The 13,607-nt window shown below is 57.0% G+C and carries 14 protein-coding genes; 7 read left to right on the top strand and 7 right to left on the bottom strand.

Annotated elements, in window-relative coordinates; all coding sequences use genetic code 11:
- Positions 1-1,032, bottom strand: coding sequence for a hypothetical protein (locus tag GLP52_RS00255; protein WP_237271292.1), 1,032 nt, complete (start codon positions 1,030-1,032; stop codon positions 1-3).
- A gap of 15 nt (positions 1,033-1,047) precedes the next feature.
- A complete protein-coding gene (gene greA, locus GLP52_RS00260) occupies positions 1,048-1,518 on the bottom strand; it encodes a transcription elongation factor GreA (protein ID WP_093731867.1) in 471 nt (156 codons plus the stop codon).
- 318 nt (positions 1,519-1,836) lie between these two features.
- Between greA and GLP52_RS00265 the strand changes: the two genes are divergently transcribed.
- From GLP52_RS00265 to GLP52_RS00275, 3 genes are all read left to right on the top strand, one after another.
- Complete coding sequence (locus tag GLP52_RS00265; RefSeq protein WP_237271293.1) at positions 1,837-3,486, top strand: electron transfer flavoprotein-ubiquinone oxidoreductase; 1,650 nt, start codon at positions 1,837-1,839, stop codon at positions 3,484-3,486.
- A gap of 166 nt (positions 3,487-3,652) precedes the next feature.
- Positions 3,653-5,371 carry a tetratricopeptide repeat protein gene (locus GLP52_RS00270; protein WP_237271294.1) on the top strand — a complete coding sequence of 573 codons (1,719 nt, stop codon included), beginning with the start codon at positions 3,653-3,655 and terminating at the stop codon, positions 5,369-5,371.
- Positions 5,368-6,225 carry a 4-(cytidine 5'-diphospho)-2-C-methyl-D-erythritol kinase gene (locus GLP52_RS00275; RefSeq protein ID WP_237271295.1) on the top strand — a complete coding sequence of 286 codons (858 nt, stop codon included), beginning with the start codon at positions 5,368-5,370 and terminating at the stop codon, positions 6,223-6,225. Before GLP52_RS00270 ends, GLP52_RS00275 begins: the two co-directional genes overlap by 4 nt.
- Here the strand turns inward: GLP52_RS00275 and GLP52_RS00280 are convergent.
- Positions 6,222-7,220 carry a polyprenyl synthetase family protein gene (locus GLP52_RS00280; RefSeq protein WP_093731871.1) on the bottom strand — a complete coding sequence of 333 codons (999 nt, stop codon included), beginning with the start codon at positions 7,218-7,220 and terminating at the stop codon, positions 6,222-6,224. The genes GLP52_RS00275 and GLP52_RS00280 overlap by 4 nt on opposite strands.
- Before the next feature lie 59 nt (positions 7,221-7,279).
- Here GLP52_RS00280 and GLP52_RS00285 point away from each other — a divergent pair, with 59 nt between their 5' ends.
- The 3 genes from GLP52_RS00285 (at position 7,280) to GLP52_RS00295 (ending at position 8,533) form a co-directional block, all read left to right on the top strand.
- Positions 7,280-7,501 (top strand): putative signal transducing protein, encoded by a 222-nt coding sequence (locus GLP52_RS00285; RefSeq protein WP_093731946.1) that lies wholly within the window; start codon positions 7,280-7,282, stop codon positions 7,499-7,501.
- 5 nt (positions 7,502-7,506) lie between these two features.
- Positions 7,507-8,256, top strand: a complete 750-nt coding sequence (locus GLP52_RS00290; protein ID WP_093731872.1) for a tRNA1(Val) (adenine(37)-N6)-methyltransferase — start codon at positions 7,507-7,509, stop codon at positions 8,254-8,256.
- 112 nt (positions 8,257-8,368) lie between these two features.
- Positions 8,369-8,533, top strand: coding sequence for a YdcH family protein (locus GLP52_RS00295; protein ID WP_093731873.1), 165 nt, complete (start codon positions 8,369-8,371; stop codon positions 8,531-8,533).
- Between the two features lie 93 nt (positions 8,534-8,626).
- Here GLP52_RS00295 and phbB read toward each other — a convergent pair whose 3' ends face one another.
- From phbB to GLP52_RS00310, 3 genes are all read right to left on the bottom strand, one after another.
- Complete coding sequence (gene phbB / locus GLP52_RS00300; RefSeq protein ID WP_093731874.1) at positions 8,627-9,349, bottom strand: acetoacetyl-CoA reductase; 723 nt, start codon at positions 9,347-9,349, stop codon at positions 8,627-8,629.
- A gap of 182 nt (positions 9,350-9,531) precedes the next feature.
- Positions 9,532-10,707 carry an acetyl-CoA C-acetyltransferase gene (locus GLP52_RS00305; RefSeq protein ID WP_093731875.1) on the bottom strand — a complete coding sequence of 392 codons (1,176 nt, stop codon included), beginning with the start codon at positions 10,705-10,707 and terminating at the stop codon, positions 9,532-9,534.
- Between the two features lie 120 nt (positions 10,708-10,827).
- The gene (locus GLP52_RS00310; protein ID WP_423837026.1) at positions 10,828-11,661 is read right to left on the bottom strand and encodes an EAL domain-containing protein; all 834 of its coding nucleotides are present in this window, start codon (positions 11,659-11,661) and stop codon (positions 10,828-10,830) included.
- Between the two features lie 133 nt (positions 11,662-11,794).
- On the opposite strand from GLP52_RS00310, the gene GLP52_RS00315 reads away from it, so the two are divergent.
- Complete coding sequence (locus GLP52_RS00315) at positions 11,795-12,382, top strand: DNA-3-methyladenine glycosylase I (protein ID WP_093731877.1); 588 nt, start codon at positions 11,795-11,797, stop codon at positions 12,380-12,382.
- A gap of 30 nt (positions 12,383-12,412) precedes the next feature.
- Here the strand turns inward: GLP52_RS00315 and GLP52_RS00320 are convergent, their stop codons facing one another.
- Positions 12,413-13,336: a response regulator gene (locus GLP52_RS00320; RefSeq protein ID WP_093731878.1), complete on the bottom strand. Its 924-nt coding sequence runs from the start codon at positions 13,334-13,336 to the stop codon at positions 12,413-12,415.
- Positions 13,337-13,607 lie beyond the last annotated feature (271 nt).

Here is a 13,607-nt window from a genome sequence, read left to right on the forward strand (position 1 = left end):
CTAGTCGAACGTCCCTGCCACACGCCCGAGCAACATAAAGGCCCGTACCGTGCGTGTGTCTGTCAGCGCAGAGATATCCGCGTCAGATGCCTCTGCTTCAAAGGCGGCAAAGGCGCGGTCAAAGCGCCGCAAGAAGTGATGCGCGACATCGCGAAAGATCGGGTCTTGTTTCATACGCGCACTTGTCAGCGCTAGCGAAGATCGGTCACGGATGCCCCCCAACGCCGCAATCGGACGGCCGCGTGCACCTTGGGCAAACTGACGCCAGATTTCGGGACGGGCGCGGTCGGGGACGAGGTCATCCATATAGATGCCGTCCTGGCTCAGCAGCGTCAGCACATCTTGGGACGCCTGAACCAGCTGGGACGCATTGCGGTCCTTCAATGCCTTGCGCAACGCTGAAAAGCCTTCGGTATCCTCTGCCGTTTCGGGGAAATTCAACGCACGGATGAAATCTTCGTGCGAAAGCGGCTGCGTCATATCCGCAGCCGACGTGCCAAGCGCCAAAGCTGGCTGATCGTCAACCACGACCGGCTTGAGAGGCGCAAGACGGGTCGGTGCGTCACGGCGGCTGTGGAAGGTGGCCAGCGTGCTTTCAGTCTTGCGCGCGGCGGCGGCGATTTCATCGAGCTTGCGCGCGACTGTCGCATCGGCACCTGGGCTTTGCCCCTGCTGCTGCGCAATATAGGCCTGTCGGATCGCATCAATCGCAGTCTGCAACCGTTTGCTTTCCTCGCGCATGACACTGCTGGAGCGGGCGGCGATGGCGGCAACCCAGATCATGCCCACGGGCATGACAACCGCAAGCATGGTCATCAATACACGCACACCGGCCCCACTGTCAGAAGCCTCGTCGGACGGCAGCACCATAAAAAAGATCACGGAGCCCAGCAGCCAGACGACGGTGAGCGCGGCTGCAATGACCTCTATGCTAAAGCCTCCGCCGTCGCTGGGGCGCGAGTAAACGCCGGTCGGGGTCGACCGCGCGGATTGGCGCGGTGCGTTCGGGTTCAGCTGCAGTTTTTCGGTCATCAGTTTGTCCCCGACTTAGACGTAGACGATTTTGAGAACCTCATAGGATTTGTCCCCCCCCGGCGTCCGCACTTCGACGCTGTCGCCTTCTTCCTTGCCGATCAGGGCACGGGCGATAGGGGATTTGATGTTCAGCATACCTTTTTCGATGTTGGCCTCGTATTCACCGACAATCTGATAGGTTTTCTCTTCGTCGGTATCTTCGTCAACCAACGTCACCGTCGCGCCGAATTTGATCGCGCCGGACATCTTTTTGGGGTCGATCACATCAGCCAGGGAAATCGCACCCTCAAGCTCTTTGATGCGGCCTTCGATGAACGACTGCTTTTCTTTGGCAGAGTGGTATTCTGCGTTTTCGGACAGATCGCCGTGCTCGCGGGCTTCGGCGATGGCCTTGATGATGGCAGGGCGTTCAACCGACTTCAGGTGCTTCAGTTCGGTTTCCAAAGCCGTGTGACCGGCGCGGGTCATGGGGATTTTTTCCATCGGGGGGCATCCACGCAATGAGGGTCACAGCCCGCGAACTGATGTCCGAGAGTGCAACCGATTTGAATTGATCCTTACCTGACCCAAACTGCCGTGCGAATGCAAGGGGGTGTCTGCCAGAGCGCGACAATCCGCACGTCCATATTGGCAAGCCGCGGGGACGCGCTATTTTACGTGGCGAAACAATATTGCTGCACCTGCAATATATATGATGCAAACTGTCGTGGGTGCGCTAATTTACGCTGTGTTGCGATTGCAATACCTACTGTGCTGGTTTAGCGAAATCCAAACCGTTTTCTGCCCGAAGAGGAGCCCCAAATGGCCGAAGTTGAACGCGAAGCAATGGAATATGACGTCGTTATCGTCGGTGCGGGCCCTGCCGGGCTTTCCGCCGCGATCCGTCTGAAACAACTGGACGCCGACTGCAATGTGGTCGTGCTGGAAAAAGGCTCCGAAGTGGGTGCGCATATTCTGTCCGGCGCGGTTCTGGACCCGATTGGTCTGGACGCCTTGATGCCCGACTGGAAAGAAAAAGGCGCGCCGATCAAAACCAAGGTCGAAGAAGACAACTTTTATATGCTGGGCGAGGCGGGCAAGATCCGCGTGCCGAACTTCCCCATGCCGCCGCTGATGCAGAACCACGGCAATTACATCGTTTCCATGGGTAACGTATGTCGTTGGATGGCCGAGCAAGCTGAAGCCTTAGGCGTAGAGATCTTCCCCGGGATGGCGTGCTCTGAACTGGTGTATGGTGAAAACGGCGAGATCAAAGGCGTCGTGGCCGGTGAGTTCGGCATCAGCCCCGACGGCACCAAGGGCGATGGCTATGAACCCGGTATGGAGCTTCACGGTAAGTATGTGTTCCTCTCCGAAGGCGTCCGCGGGAGCCTGTCGAAACAGGTGATCGCGAAATACGATCTGGATGCCGGAAAAGAGCCGCAAAAATACGGCCTTGGCATGAAAGAAATCTGGGAGATCGACCCCGCCAAGCACAAAGAGGGCACCGTTACGCACACGATGGGCTGGCCTTTGGGCAAGAACGCGGGCGGCGGGTCGTTCATCTATCACATCGAAAACAATCAGGTGTATGTCGGTTTCGTTGTTCACCTTGGCTATAAGAACCCGCATGTCTTCCCTTACATGGAATTTCAGCGGTTCAAGCATCACCCCATGGTAGCCGAGCTGCTGAAAGGCGGCAAACGTATCGCTTATGGCGCGCGTGCGATCACCGAGGGCGGCTATCAGTCCATGCCCAAGATGGTTGCACCGGGTGTAGCACTGCTGGGCTGCTCGGTTGGCATGGTCAACGTGCCGCGCATCAAGGGCAACCACAATGCGATGCTGTCGGGCAAAGCCGCTGCCGAACGCGCCTATGAAGCGATTCAAGCAGGCCGCGCAGGCGACGAGCTGACCGCCTACGAGGACGACGTACGCAACGGTGAGATCGGCCAAGACCTGAAAAAGGTCCGTAACGTTAAGCCATTGTGGAGCAAATACGGTCTCATGACGTCGCTCGCCGTGGGTGGGTTCGACATGTGGACCAACACATTCGGCTTCTCGCTGCTAGGGACGTTGGGGCATGGGAAATCTGATGCCGAGGCGACCGAAAAGGCTGCCAAGCACAAAAAGATCGATTACCCCAAGCCTGATGGCAAGCTTAGCTTTGACCGTCTGACCAACGTGGCGTTCTCGTTCACCAACCACGATGAAAACCAGCCTGCGCATTTGACGCTCAAGGACCCATCGGTGCCGGTGAACATCAACCTGCCAGAATACGCCGGCCCCTCGGCGCGGTATTGCCCAGCGGGGGTGTATGAATTCGTCGAGGAAGACGGCAAGGACCCGCGCTTTGTCATCAACTTCCAGAATTGCGTGCATTGCAAAACCTGCGACATCAAGGACCCGACACAGAATATCGTCTGGACCACGCCGCAGGGTGGGGATGGCCCGAACTACCCCAACATGTAAGCGTCGCTTACGGGACGAATTCGATCAAAGGCGTGCTTCGGCGCGCCTTTTTTCATGCGAGGTTCCGCCGATAGAGGGTAAGCGGTATGCTCCTTTGGATAGGCGGCATTGCGCTTGGACGCGAACCTGTTAGCCTTGCGCCTAAATATAAATGAGGCGTGCCAGTATGATCCGTAACCTATTGTTGACCGCTAGCGTTTTGGCGCTGACCGGTGCTGTTTCGATGCCCGCACAGGCGCAATCGGCTGCCGGTGCCTATCTCGCGGGGAGACATGCTGCGGTCCGTAGCGATTTTGCGGAATCTGCCAAATACTATGGCGAGGCGTTGGCGCTTGATCCCAAGAACCCTGAATTCCTTGAAAGTACGGTGCTGGCGCTTTTGTCGCTCGGAAATATCGAACGCGCCTTGCCGTTGGCGCGGGTCATGGCTGCGTCGGATCAGCCTGGGCAAATTGCCTATCTGGTAACCACCGCAGGCATGGCACAAGAAGAAGACTATGCCGGCCTGATCGCGCAGTCAGCGGACGAGGGTGGGATTGGCCCCTGGGTCGACGGGCTGGTCAAAGCTTGGGCGCAAGTAGGTGCCGGTGATATGACTGCCGCCCTTGCCCAGTTCGACGCCCTGAGCACAGAAGCTGGGATGCAGGGGTTTGTGATGTATCACAAGGCTTTGGCGTTGGCGTCTGTCGGCGATTACGAGGGGGCGGAGGCAATCTTTGCCGCGAACCAGTCGGGGTCCGCCGGGCAAACCCGACGCGGGGTGATCGCGCGGGTCGAAATTTTGGGCCAGTTGGGGCGGAACGAACAAGCGCTCGCGCTGCTAACCGACAGTTTTGGTGCCAACAGTGACCCTGAACTAGATGATCTGGTCGCGGCCTTGCAAGGGGACGGGCAGGTCGCCTTTACCCAAATCCCTGATGCCAAGGCGGGTATCGCCGAAGTGTTCTTTACCTTCGCGGCTGTGCTGCGCAATGAAAGCGCCGGTGACTATTATGTGCTGCTGTATTCGCGCATCGCGCGCTACCTGCGCCCCGATCACATCGACGATCTGTTGCTGACGGCGGACCTGCTGGAAAACATCGGCCAGTACGAGCTGGCAATTCAGGAACTGCAAGATGTGCCTGCCGACAACCCCGCTTACCATGCTGCTGAACTGGGACGTGCTGCGGCATTGCGACGGTCTAACAAGCCTGAACAAGCGATCGAAGTGCTGCAACAGCTGACGCGTAGCCATGGGACGCTCCCGTCGGTCCATTCCGCTTTGGGCGATGCGCTGCGGGCACAGGACGATTTCAAGGCCGCGATAAAATCCTACGACAAGGCGATTGAACTGACACCTGACAGCAACCCGCAACGCTGGGTATTGTATTATGCACGTGGCATTGCCGAAGAACGCTTGGGCAACGGCGAAGCATCCGAACGCGATTTTCGCGCCGCGCTCGAGATCAATCCCGACCAACCGCAAGTACTGAACTACCTAGGGTATTCGTTGGTCGAACAAGGTCGCAATCTGGACGAGGCGCTGAACATGATTGAGCGCGCCGTCGCAGCCAGCCCGGACTCCGGGTATATCGTCGATTCTCTTGGTTGGGTGCTTTACCGGCTGGGCCGCTACGAAGAGGCCGTAGACCAGATGGAACGCGCGGTAGAGCTCGTTGCGGTGGACCCCGTACTGAACGATCACTTGGGTGATGTCTATTGGTCCGTCGGGCGCCAGCGCGAGGCCGAATTCCAATGGCGTCGCGCCCTGTCTTTCGTCGACCCTGAAGATCAGGACAGCGAGGCAGACCCGAAACGCATGCGGCGCAAGCTCGAGGTCGGACTGGATGCTGTATTGGCCGAAGAAGGGGCCGAACCGCTGAGCAAAGCCTCCGCTGAAAAATGACCGCCAAGGCCGCATCCCTCGGGGTTGCCAGCAACCGGAGCGCTTGGGCCAAGGTGAACCTAACGCTACACGTCACAGGGCAGCGCAGCGACGGGTATCACTTGCTCGACAGCCTTGTGGTACGGGCCGGCGTCGGTGATCAGATCGCGGTAACGCCGTCTGACCAGCTTGAGCTGTTCATCGACGGCCCATATGGTTCGGCTGCCCCCAATGATGACCGCAACCTCGTTGTGCGTGCTGCGCGCCTGCTCGACGCTGGCGCTGGAAGAGGGGCGCGGCTGCACCTGACGAAAAATCTGCCTGCTGCGGCAGGGATCGGCGGTGGATCAGCAGACGCCGCCGCAACGCTCCATTTGCTATCGGCCCACTGGGGCCTGCCCGTACCCGATGACATCGCCCGGCTTGGGGCGGATGTGCCGGTCTGCCTGTCTGACATACCCCAGCGAATGGAGGGGATCGGCGAGGTACTGACGCCCGCGCCCAAGTTGCCGCCCTGTTGGCTGGTGTTGATCAACCCGAATAAATCTGCCGCCACACCCGAAGTATTTTCGCGACTGGAAGCCCGCGCCAATGCACCCATGCCGAAAGAGCTGCCCGAGTTTACCAGCGCCACCGCATTCGCCGCATGGCTGGCGACGCAGCGCAATGACCTCGAGGCTCCAGCAGTTCAAGTGGTGCCAGAGGTGGCGACCTGTCTACAAAGCCTTCAGGATGCATTGCTAGCCCGTATGTCGGGATCCGGTGCCACCTGCTTCGGCCTGTACGAGACCCAAGCGTTTGCACAACGCGCCGCTGCCCGTGTCGCGGACAAGCACCCCGGTTGGTGGGTGGTCGCCGCGCCGGTGCTTGGCTAGTTGATCCGCGCCACGACGTAATCGGCCATATCGCGCAGCATCCGGGTCAGGTCGTGATCGGGCAGGGTGTCGAGCGCGGTTTTGGCTTTCTCCGCCCACGCCAGCGCCTCTGCCTTAGTCTCGTCCAGCGTGCCATGTTTGTGCAGCAGCGACAGGGCGTGGTCCAGATCGCCTTCCTCCTGCCGCCCCTTTTCGATGGTGCGGGCCCAGAAGGCGCGTTCTTCGGCATCACTTTTAGCAATCGCTTTAATCACCGGCAGGGTCAACTTGCGCTCGCGGAAATCGTCACCGATGTTTTTGCCGGTCGCACTCGGATCGCCTTGGTAATCCAGCAAATCGTCGACAATCTGGAACGCGATGCCCAAGGCGTCACCGTAATTGAACAGCGCTTGGACCTGCGCGTCGGGGGCTGAGGCGATGACCCCGCCCACCTGCGTCGCCGCCGAGAACAGCGCCGCGGTTTTTCCACGCACGACCTGCAGGTAGATACCTTCGTCCGTCGCCAAATTCTGCGCCGCCGTCAGTTGCAGCACTTCGCCTTCGGCAATCGTGGCAGAGGCGTTCGAAAGGATCGCCAGCACGCGCATATTGTCGGTTTCGGTCATCAGCTGGAAACTGCGTGCAAACAGGTAGTCGCCCACCAGCACCGAAGATTTGTTATCCCAAAGCAGGTTCGCAGTCGGTCGTCCGCGCCGCTGCGCGCTTTCATCGACCACGTCATCGTGCAGCAACGTCGCCGTGTGAATAAACTCTACCGTGGCTGCCAGATGCACATGGTAAGGGCCGTCATAGCCACACAGACGCGCCGCCGCGAGGGTAAGCATCGGGCGCAACCGTTTGCCGCCCGCTTCGACCAGGTGGGCGGTGACCTCCGGGATGCGCGGCGCATGTTCAGACGCCATGCGGTCGCGGATCAGGTCATTCACGGCAGTCATATCTGCGCTCAGATAGGCCGCCATCTGATCATGCGGTTTCTGGGTGTTTTCGCTCGTCATCTACACGACCCTAATTGGAAGGCTCGACAATCAATGTCGATTGCCCTTACATCTCTGTTATGAAGGAACTTTTACGCACAACCGATCCGACAATAATCGCCTTTGCCAGCGCCCTTCTTCAGGGCGAGGATATAGACTGCTTTCCGCTCGACGTAAACATGAGCGTGCTTGAGGGCGGGATCGGTATTTTCCCCCGTCGTTTGATGGTGCATGACGATGATCACGGTGCCGCGACACGGGTGCTGCGCGACAATGACATCCCCACCGGACTGCCCGACTAACGACGATGGACAGCTTCGGCCCAGACACGCTGACGCAGGATGCTTTCCTTGGCGGGAAGCTGCACTTGTGGCAGCCACGCAAAGGCTATCGCGCGGGTGTGGACCCTGTTTTATTGGCTGCAACCATCCCTGCGCGGGCAGGCCAGCGCGTGCTGGAGCTTGGGTGCGGGGTAGGGGCTGCGTCGCTTTGTTTGGGCGCGCGTGTATCGGGGTTGCAGCTAACAGGAGTCGAGATCCAGCCTGCCTATGCCGCGCTCGCAAGGCTGAACGATCCGACATTCGAAGTGGTCGAAGCCGACATCGACGCCATGCCCTTGGCGCTGCGGCAGCGACAATTTGACCATGTGCTTGCCAACCCGCCGTATTTCGACCGTCATGCCTCTATTGCTGCAACGAACTCAGGACGCGAGACGGCATTGGGCGAGGCGACACCGCTGGAAACATGGGTCAAGGTTGCGGCCAAACGACTGGCCCCCAAGGGGCAGGCACATTTCATCCATCGCGCCGAACGGCTGCCCGATCTTATCCGCGCGCTGCCTCATGATATGGGCAGTATCGAAGTGCTGCCAATCGCGCCGCGCATCGGTCGGCTGGCCGAGCTGGTGATCCTGCGGGCCCGTAAAAGCGGGCGGGGGGCATTTCGGCTGAACGCGCCGCTCGTGATGCACGAAGGGCCACGACATATGGTAGATGGCGACAGCTATGTGCCGCAAATCCGGGCGGCCCTGCGCGAGGGCGCGGCGTTGCCATTCTAAGCAACCTCTCGCCGATATCTCAACTTGTCGATAGTTTTGCTGCGGTGCCGCGTGACAGGTGAAATATTTCGTGCTTCACTCCTCCTACGCAACATAACCTAAGGAGAGTTACATGTCTTTTGACGCACATCTGGATGCTCTGAAACGCAAGCATTTGGCCATGAGTGACGCTGTAGAACAGGCTCAACGATCACCGAGTATCGACGGGCTGAAAGTTGCGAATATGAAAAAAGAGAAGCTGCGTTTGAAAGAGGAAATTACCCGGCTTTCCACCTGATATCATTATATGTTTGACCGGCGTGCCCAATGTGCCGACGGCAGAAAGGCCAGTGCGGAATGCACTGGCCTTTCGCAGTTCTACGACAGATGCCTAGACCAGATGCTGGGCTCCATTCGCGGTGATCGTCGACCCGTTGATAAAACCCGCGTCATCGCTGACTAGGAATACAACCGCGCGTGCGATCTCCTCCGGCTCGCCCAAACGGCCTGTCGGAATTTGCGCCACAATGGAATCGCGCACTTTTTCCGGCACAGCCATCACCATATCTGTTGCAATATAGCCGGGGCAGATTGCGTTCGCAGTGATGTTGGCGCGCGCACCTTCCTGAGCCAAGGATTTTACAATCCCGAGGTCACCCGCCTTGGTCGCCGCGTAGTTTACCTGTGCGAATTGGCCTTTTTGCCCGTTGATCGAACTAATGACCACAATCCGACCGAACTTCCGGTCGCGCATACCAGGCCAAACGGGGTGAATGGTATTGAAAACGCCGGTCAAATTCGTGCCAACGACTTCATTCCATTGGTCGGGTGTCATTTTGTGGAAAGGCGCGTCGCGTGTGATGCCCGCGTTCGCAACAACCACCTCAACAGGGCCTAGTTCTTCTTCGACTTTGGCGATTCCGGCTTTGGAATCCTCGTAGTCTGCAACGTTCCACTTATAGGTTTTGATCCCAGTTGATTCTGTGAATTGCGCGGCAGCATCGTCGTTGCCGGCATAAGTCGCCGCGACAGTATATCCGGCGTCTTTCAATGCTGTGGAAATAGCCGCCCCGATCCCGCGGCTCCCTCCGGTTACAAGTGCAACACGTGACATAAAACTCTCCCTAGTGGCAATGTTGTTTCGTTTGCCGTAGTAATTTCGTAATTAAATTACGTGAAGAATTTGTAGTCACGCTTTAATTTCTTTGCAACAGTTTACGCAAGGAAAGAGCATTTGTTTTTCTCGTGGCGCGCGAAATCGTCGAGAGCACGCCACGAGAGCTTGGTTATGTGGCGTTACGGGCGCTCTAAGCACATCGCGACGCCCATGCCGCCACCAATGCACAAAGTTGCGAGCCCTTTTTTAGCACCGCGACGCTGCATTTCAAACAATAGCGTATTGAGAATGCGCGCGCCGGATGCACCGATCGGGTGACCGATCGCAATTGCGCCGCCGTTAACGTTTACGATCGAAGGATCCCAGCCCATGTCTTTGTTAACGGCACAGGCCTGAGCGGCAAAAGCTTCGTTTGCTTCGACAAGGTCCAGATCTTCGGCCTTCCAGCCGGCTTTTTCCAATGCTTTGCGCGACGCGTAAATCGGACCGGCCCCCATGATCGTTGGGTCAAGGCCGACGGTGGCATAGGATGCGATGCGCGCCAACGGGGTGATACCCCGTTTTTCAGCGTTATCTGCCGACATCAGCAATGCGCCTGCCGCCCCATCGTTTAGACCCGACGCGTTGGCCGCTGTGACAGAGCCGTCTTTGGCGAAAGCGGGGCGCAGCTTTTGCATGGCCTCCATTGTGGCACCATGGCGGATGTATTCGTCTTGATCGACGATAATCTCGCCTTTACGGGTTTTGACGGTGAAAGGCACGATCTCGTCTTGGAACTTACCGGCTTTTTGCGCGGCCTCGGCCTTGTTTTGCGAGGCGACCGCAAATTCGTCTTGAGCGTCGCGACTGATTTCCCATTTTGCCGCAACGTTTTCAGCGGTTTGCCCCATATGGTAACCATGGAACGCATCCCACAGACCATCGCGGATCATCGTATCAATCAGCTGCATGTCGCCCATCTTTTGACCCGGACGCAGGTTCTGCGCGTGGGGGCTCATCGACATGTTTTCTTGTCCGCCTGCGGCCACGATATCAGCATCGCCCAGTTGAATATGCTGGGCCGCCAGCGCCACGGCACGCAAGCCCGATCCGCACACTTGGTTAATCGACCATGCCGCGCTTTCGATGGGTAGGCCCGCGTTGATATGTGCTTGGCGTGCAGGGTTTTGTCCCTGGGCCGCGGTCAGAACTTGGCCCAAAATAGTTTCGTTCACCTCGGAAGGGTCAATACCCGCGCGTGTGACAATCTCTTTCAGAACTGCGGCACCTAGATCATGTGCAGGCGTGTTTGCAAAAGATCCGCTGAAACTGCCTACGGCCGTGCGGGCTGCGGATGCGATGACGACGTTGGTCATATGTGTTCTTCCCCTGAACTGCTGACGTAGGGTATTGACGCGGTGGTTGCCCGCTCCCCAGTCTTCTATGCTTTGGGACATATCCTATCGCTACAGATGCGGCAATCACGCCCTGCGGGCCTACGCATTTTTACGCAATTCGGTCGACTTATGCCAGAAAGGTTGGGTGGTTGGTGCGCCGTATAAGAACCCCTGTTGGCAGTCGACGCCAAGAGAGTGCAAAAGCGATGAATCCTCCTGATTTTCGACCTGTTCGGCAACGCATACCATGTCAAAGTTACGCGCGATTGAGACCATGATCGATACAATTGCACGGTTATCAGGGTTGGTGGTGATGCCACTCGTAAATTGCCCGTCAATTTTCAAAATATCAAAAAACATATCTTTCAGATAGCGGATTGCAATGTAATCGGCCCCGAAGTTGTCTAGGGCAAAGCAGACGCCCCGTGTCTGCACTTGGTCCATAAAGCTGGCGACAAGCTCTGGCATTTGCATCGCGGATTTTTCGCTAATTTCCAGAATCAGTCGTTCGCCTATGGTGCCGTCGCGCGCGAGCCAACGATTCAGCAAGTTCGTCCATCCCGCATAGCCGATAGAGCGGGCTGACATGTTGATAGATAGCCGCAAGTTTTTGTTATCGCTCAGCGCCGTTAGCCCCGCCTGAAGCGACAGCACGTCTATCTCGCGGCCAAGCTGCGTCTTTTCGATGAGATGCATAAATTCACGAGCAGGGAGGACCCGCCCCGTTGGGTCCAAAATCCGGATAAAGCCCTCGTAAAAGGCAACTTTCGGATCTTCTACATCGCGCATGACGGGCTGGTAGGCCATCAAGGTTTGATTGTGCGCGATTGCGTCTTTGACCATCGAGATTGTGCTGCTGTCGCGTTGGTTGACGGCATAATCCAGTGGATTTCGTGTGCCTTCGGGCAAATCAGCGAGCGGGTGTTGCGACATTTCTTCCAAGGGGTGCTTCCATCTATCGCGTTTCTTGTGCCACCTTGGCCCCGAAACTCATAACGCGGGGTTAACGCGACAATGCAGCACCAATTTTAAATATACCGCCATTTAGCGTGAAGAAGGGGAGCCGATGCAGCGATGTGACTGGGCGGGGCCAGAGCAGATTTATCTGGATTATCATGACACTGACTGGGGTGTGCCCGAGTATGACAGCCGTGCTCTTTGGGAAAAGCTTATCCTTGATGGCTTTCAGGCTGGGCTCAGCTGGATCACGATACTTAAAAAGCGAGAGAATTTTCGCGAGGCATTTGCCGGTTTTGACCCTAACGTCATCGCTACATGGGGTGAGCCAGACGTTGAACGGTTGCTGGCGAACCCCGGTATCATCCGTCACCGCGGAAAGATCGCGGCGGCGATCACCAATGCCCGCGTGTGGCAGCAGATTGAGCAGAAGGAGGGATTTGACAGATATCTATGGAAGTATGTGGATTTTGAACCGCTGCAAAACCGGTTTGAGAGTCAGGCGGAGGTTCCGGCCTGGACGCCGCTTTCGAAACAAATATCGATCGATTTGAAAAAACAGGGGTTTAAGTTCTGCGGTCCAACAATAGTGTATGCGTTTATGGAGGCGGTCGGGATGGTGAATGACCATTTAACCTGCTGCCACCGCCATACCATCGTAGCACAGATGCCCAAGCACGATTGGGCGCTGCGATAACCGGTCGGTGTCTAGTTGACCTGGGTCGCCTTACGCGGGGATAGCGCCAAGGGAGCTTGCCAGCTGGTCCAACACCACGATTGTGTCGCTGCTGGTCGAAAACGCTTTGGTGCGGCAATAGTCAATCTTGACCGTGATGCCGCTTGCCGAAAAGTCCTCGGTGGCCGATTGAATCGCAGCTGTGGCTACGTCCACGATGTTCAAGTTTGATTGGGTCTTGAGCGCGGGAGACAGCGCGGCAAATGCCCCGTTGGACCGATAGGTCACGATCAGGTTAAGGCTACTGAGCGCATCAGTAAGCTTGCGGGCGAGGCTGACAGAGAAATTGACACGCTGGCCCTCGGGTATGCTGGACAGGACCTTCGCAAAATCCTGCAGCACGATAACGGCAATCTGCATGCCGCCGCCAAATTCGGACTGCATCCGCATAATGCAATTTTCGAACGCATCCTGGGGCACAAGCCCGCTTTCCGAAAGCTCGGATGGCACCAATGCTCGATCAAGCGCGAGTTCTTTCAAAATGTCGAAATTTTCTTGGTTCGGGGATTCATGGGGGCGTCGGAGGTGACGCACATATTCTGCATTGCGCAGTTCTGCACCGTGAATGCGGGCTTCGAGATCGAAAAACTCGAACGGTTTGACAATATAGTCCCACGCGCCAGCGACAAAAGCTTTCGCTATGCTTTCATTGTTCTTAACGCCGGTGAGCATAATGATCGGTACAAATTCGTAGCCTTCAATTTTGCGGATATGAGAGATTAGCTCGATGCCAGTCATTTCAGGCATCTGGATGTCCAGTAGCAAGCAGTCGAATATAACCGGTGCACCATGAATGACTTCAAGGGCTTCTTTACCGGAGGCGGCCGTCCGGACATACTCGTGATCCTGCGTCCGAAGATATTCTTCCAACAAATTACGCAGATCTTGATTGTCCTCAACGGCAAGTATCCTCATACCAGATACTCGGCAGTTTTGGACACCGTTTTCGGGGTCATGCGGACCAAATGCAGATTGTTCTTGCGGCGATCGTGCAGGTTTTCCATCACACTAGCCCCCCTTGTTTACTCATCAACATACTGATGGTGAGCGACAATTTTGCTGATTTCAACTTAAAATTAGCCGCGTTAACCATTTGTTAATGAATTAAGAGATTTTGAGGCACCGCGGGGCTCAAAAGTGCGGATGCCAAGCGGGTGAATGGATTTGATCAGCGGGCCATTTGCAC

The organism is Sulfitobacter sp. M22, assembly GCF_021736025.1.
GTDB classification, from domain to species: Bacteria; Pseudomonadota; Alphaproteobacteria; order Rhodobacterales; family Rhodobacteraceae; genus Sulfitobacter; species Sulfitobacter litoralis.

Bases quoted from the DNA above. Each gene is read 5' to 3' on its own strand.
- GLP52_RS00270 (WP_237271294.1), top strand. From the start codon at position 3,653: ATGATCCGTAACCTATTGTTGACCGCTAGCGTTTTGGCGCTGACCGGT.
- GLP52_RS00315 (WP_093731877.1), top strand. From the start codon at position 11,795: ATGCAGCGATGTGACTGGGCGGGGCCAGAGCAGATTTATCTGGATTAT.
- GLP52_RS00295 (WP_093731873.1), top strand. From the start codon at position 8,369: ATGTCTTTTGACGCACATCTGGATGCTCTGAAACGCAAGCATTTGGCC.
- GLP52_RS00265 (WP_237271293.1), top strand. From the start codon at position 1,837: ATGGCCGAAGTTGAACGCGAAGCAATGGAATATGACGTCGTTATCGTC.
- GLP52_RS00310 (WP_423837026.1), bottom strand. From the start codon at position 11,661: ATGTCGCAACACCCGCTCGCTGATTTGCCCGAAGGCACACGAAATCCA.
- GLP52_RS00255 (WP_237271292.1), bottom strand. From the start codon at position 1,032: ATGACCGAAAAACTGCAGCTGAACCCGAACGCACCGCGCCAATCCGCG.
- greA (WP_093731867.1), bottom strand. From the start codon at position 1,518: ATGGAAAAAATCCCCATGACCCGCGCCGGTCACACGGCTTTGGAAACC.
- GLP52_RS00320 (WP_093731878.1), bottom strand. From the start codon at position 13,336: ATGAGGATACTTGCCGTTGAGGACAATCAAGATCTGCGTAATTTGTTG.
- GLP52_RS00290 (WP_093731872.1), top strand. From the start codon at position 7,507: ATGGACAGCTTCGGCCCAGACACGCTGACGCAGGATGCTTTCCTTGGC.
- GLP52_RS00285 (WP_093731946.1), top strand. From the start codon at position 7,280: ATGAAGGAACTTTTACGCACAACCGATCCGACAATAATCGCCTTTGCC.
- GLP52_RS00280 (WP_093731871.1), bottom strand. From the start codon at position 7,220: ATGACGAGCGAAAACACCCAGAAACCGCATGATCAGATGGCGGCCTAT.
- GLP52_RS00275 (WP_237271295.1), top strand. From the start codon at position 5,368: ATGACCGCCAAGGCCGCATCCCTCGGGGTTGCCAGCAACCGGAGCGCT.
- GLP52_RS00305 (WP_093731875.1), bottom strand. From the start codon at position 10,707: ATGACCAACGTCGTCATCGCATCCGCAGCCCGCACGGCCGTAGGCAGT.
- phbB (WP_093731874.1), bottom strand. From the start codon at position 9,349: ATGTCACGTGTTGCACTTGTAACCGGAGGGAGCCGCGGGATCGGGGCG.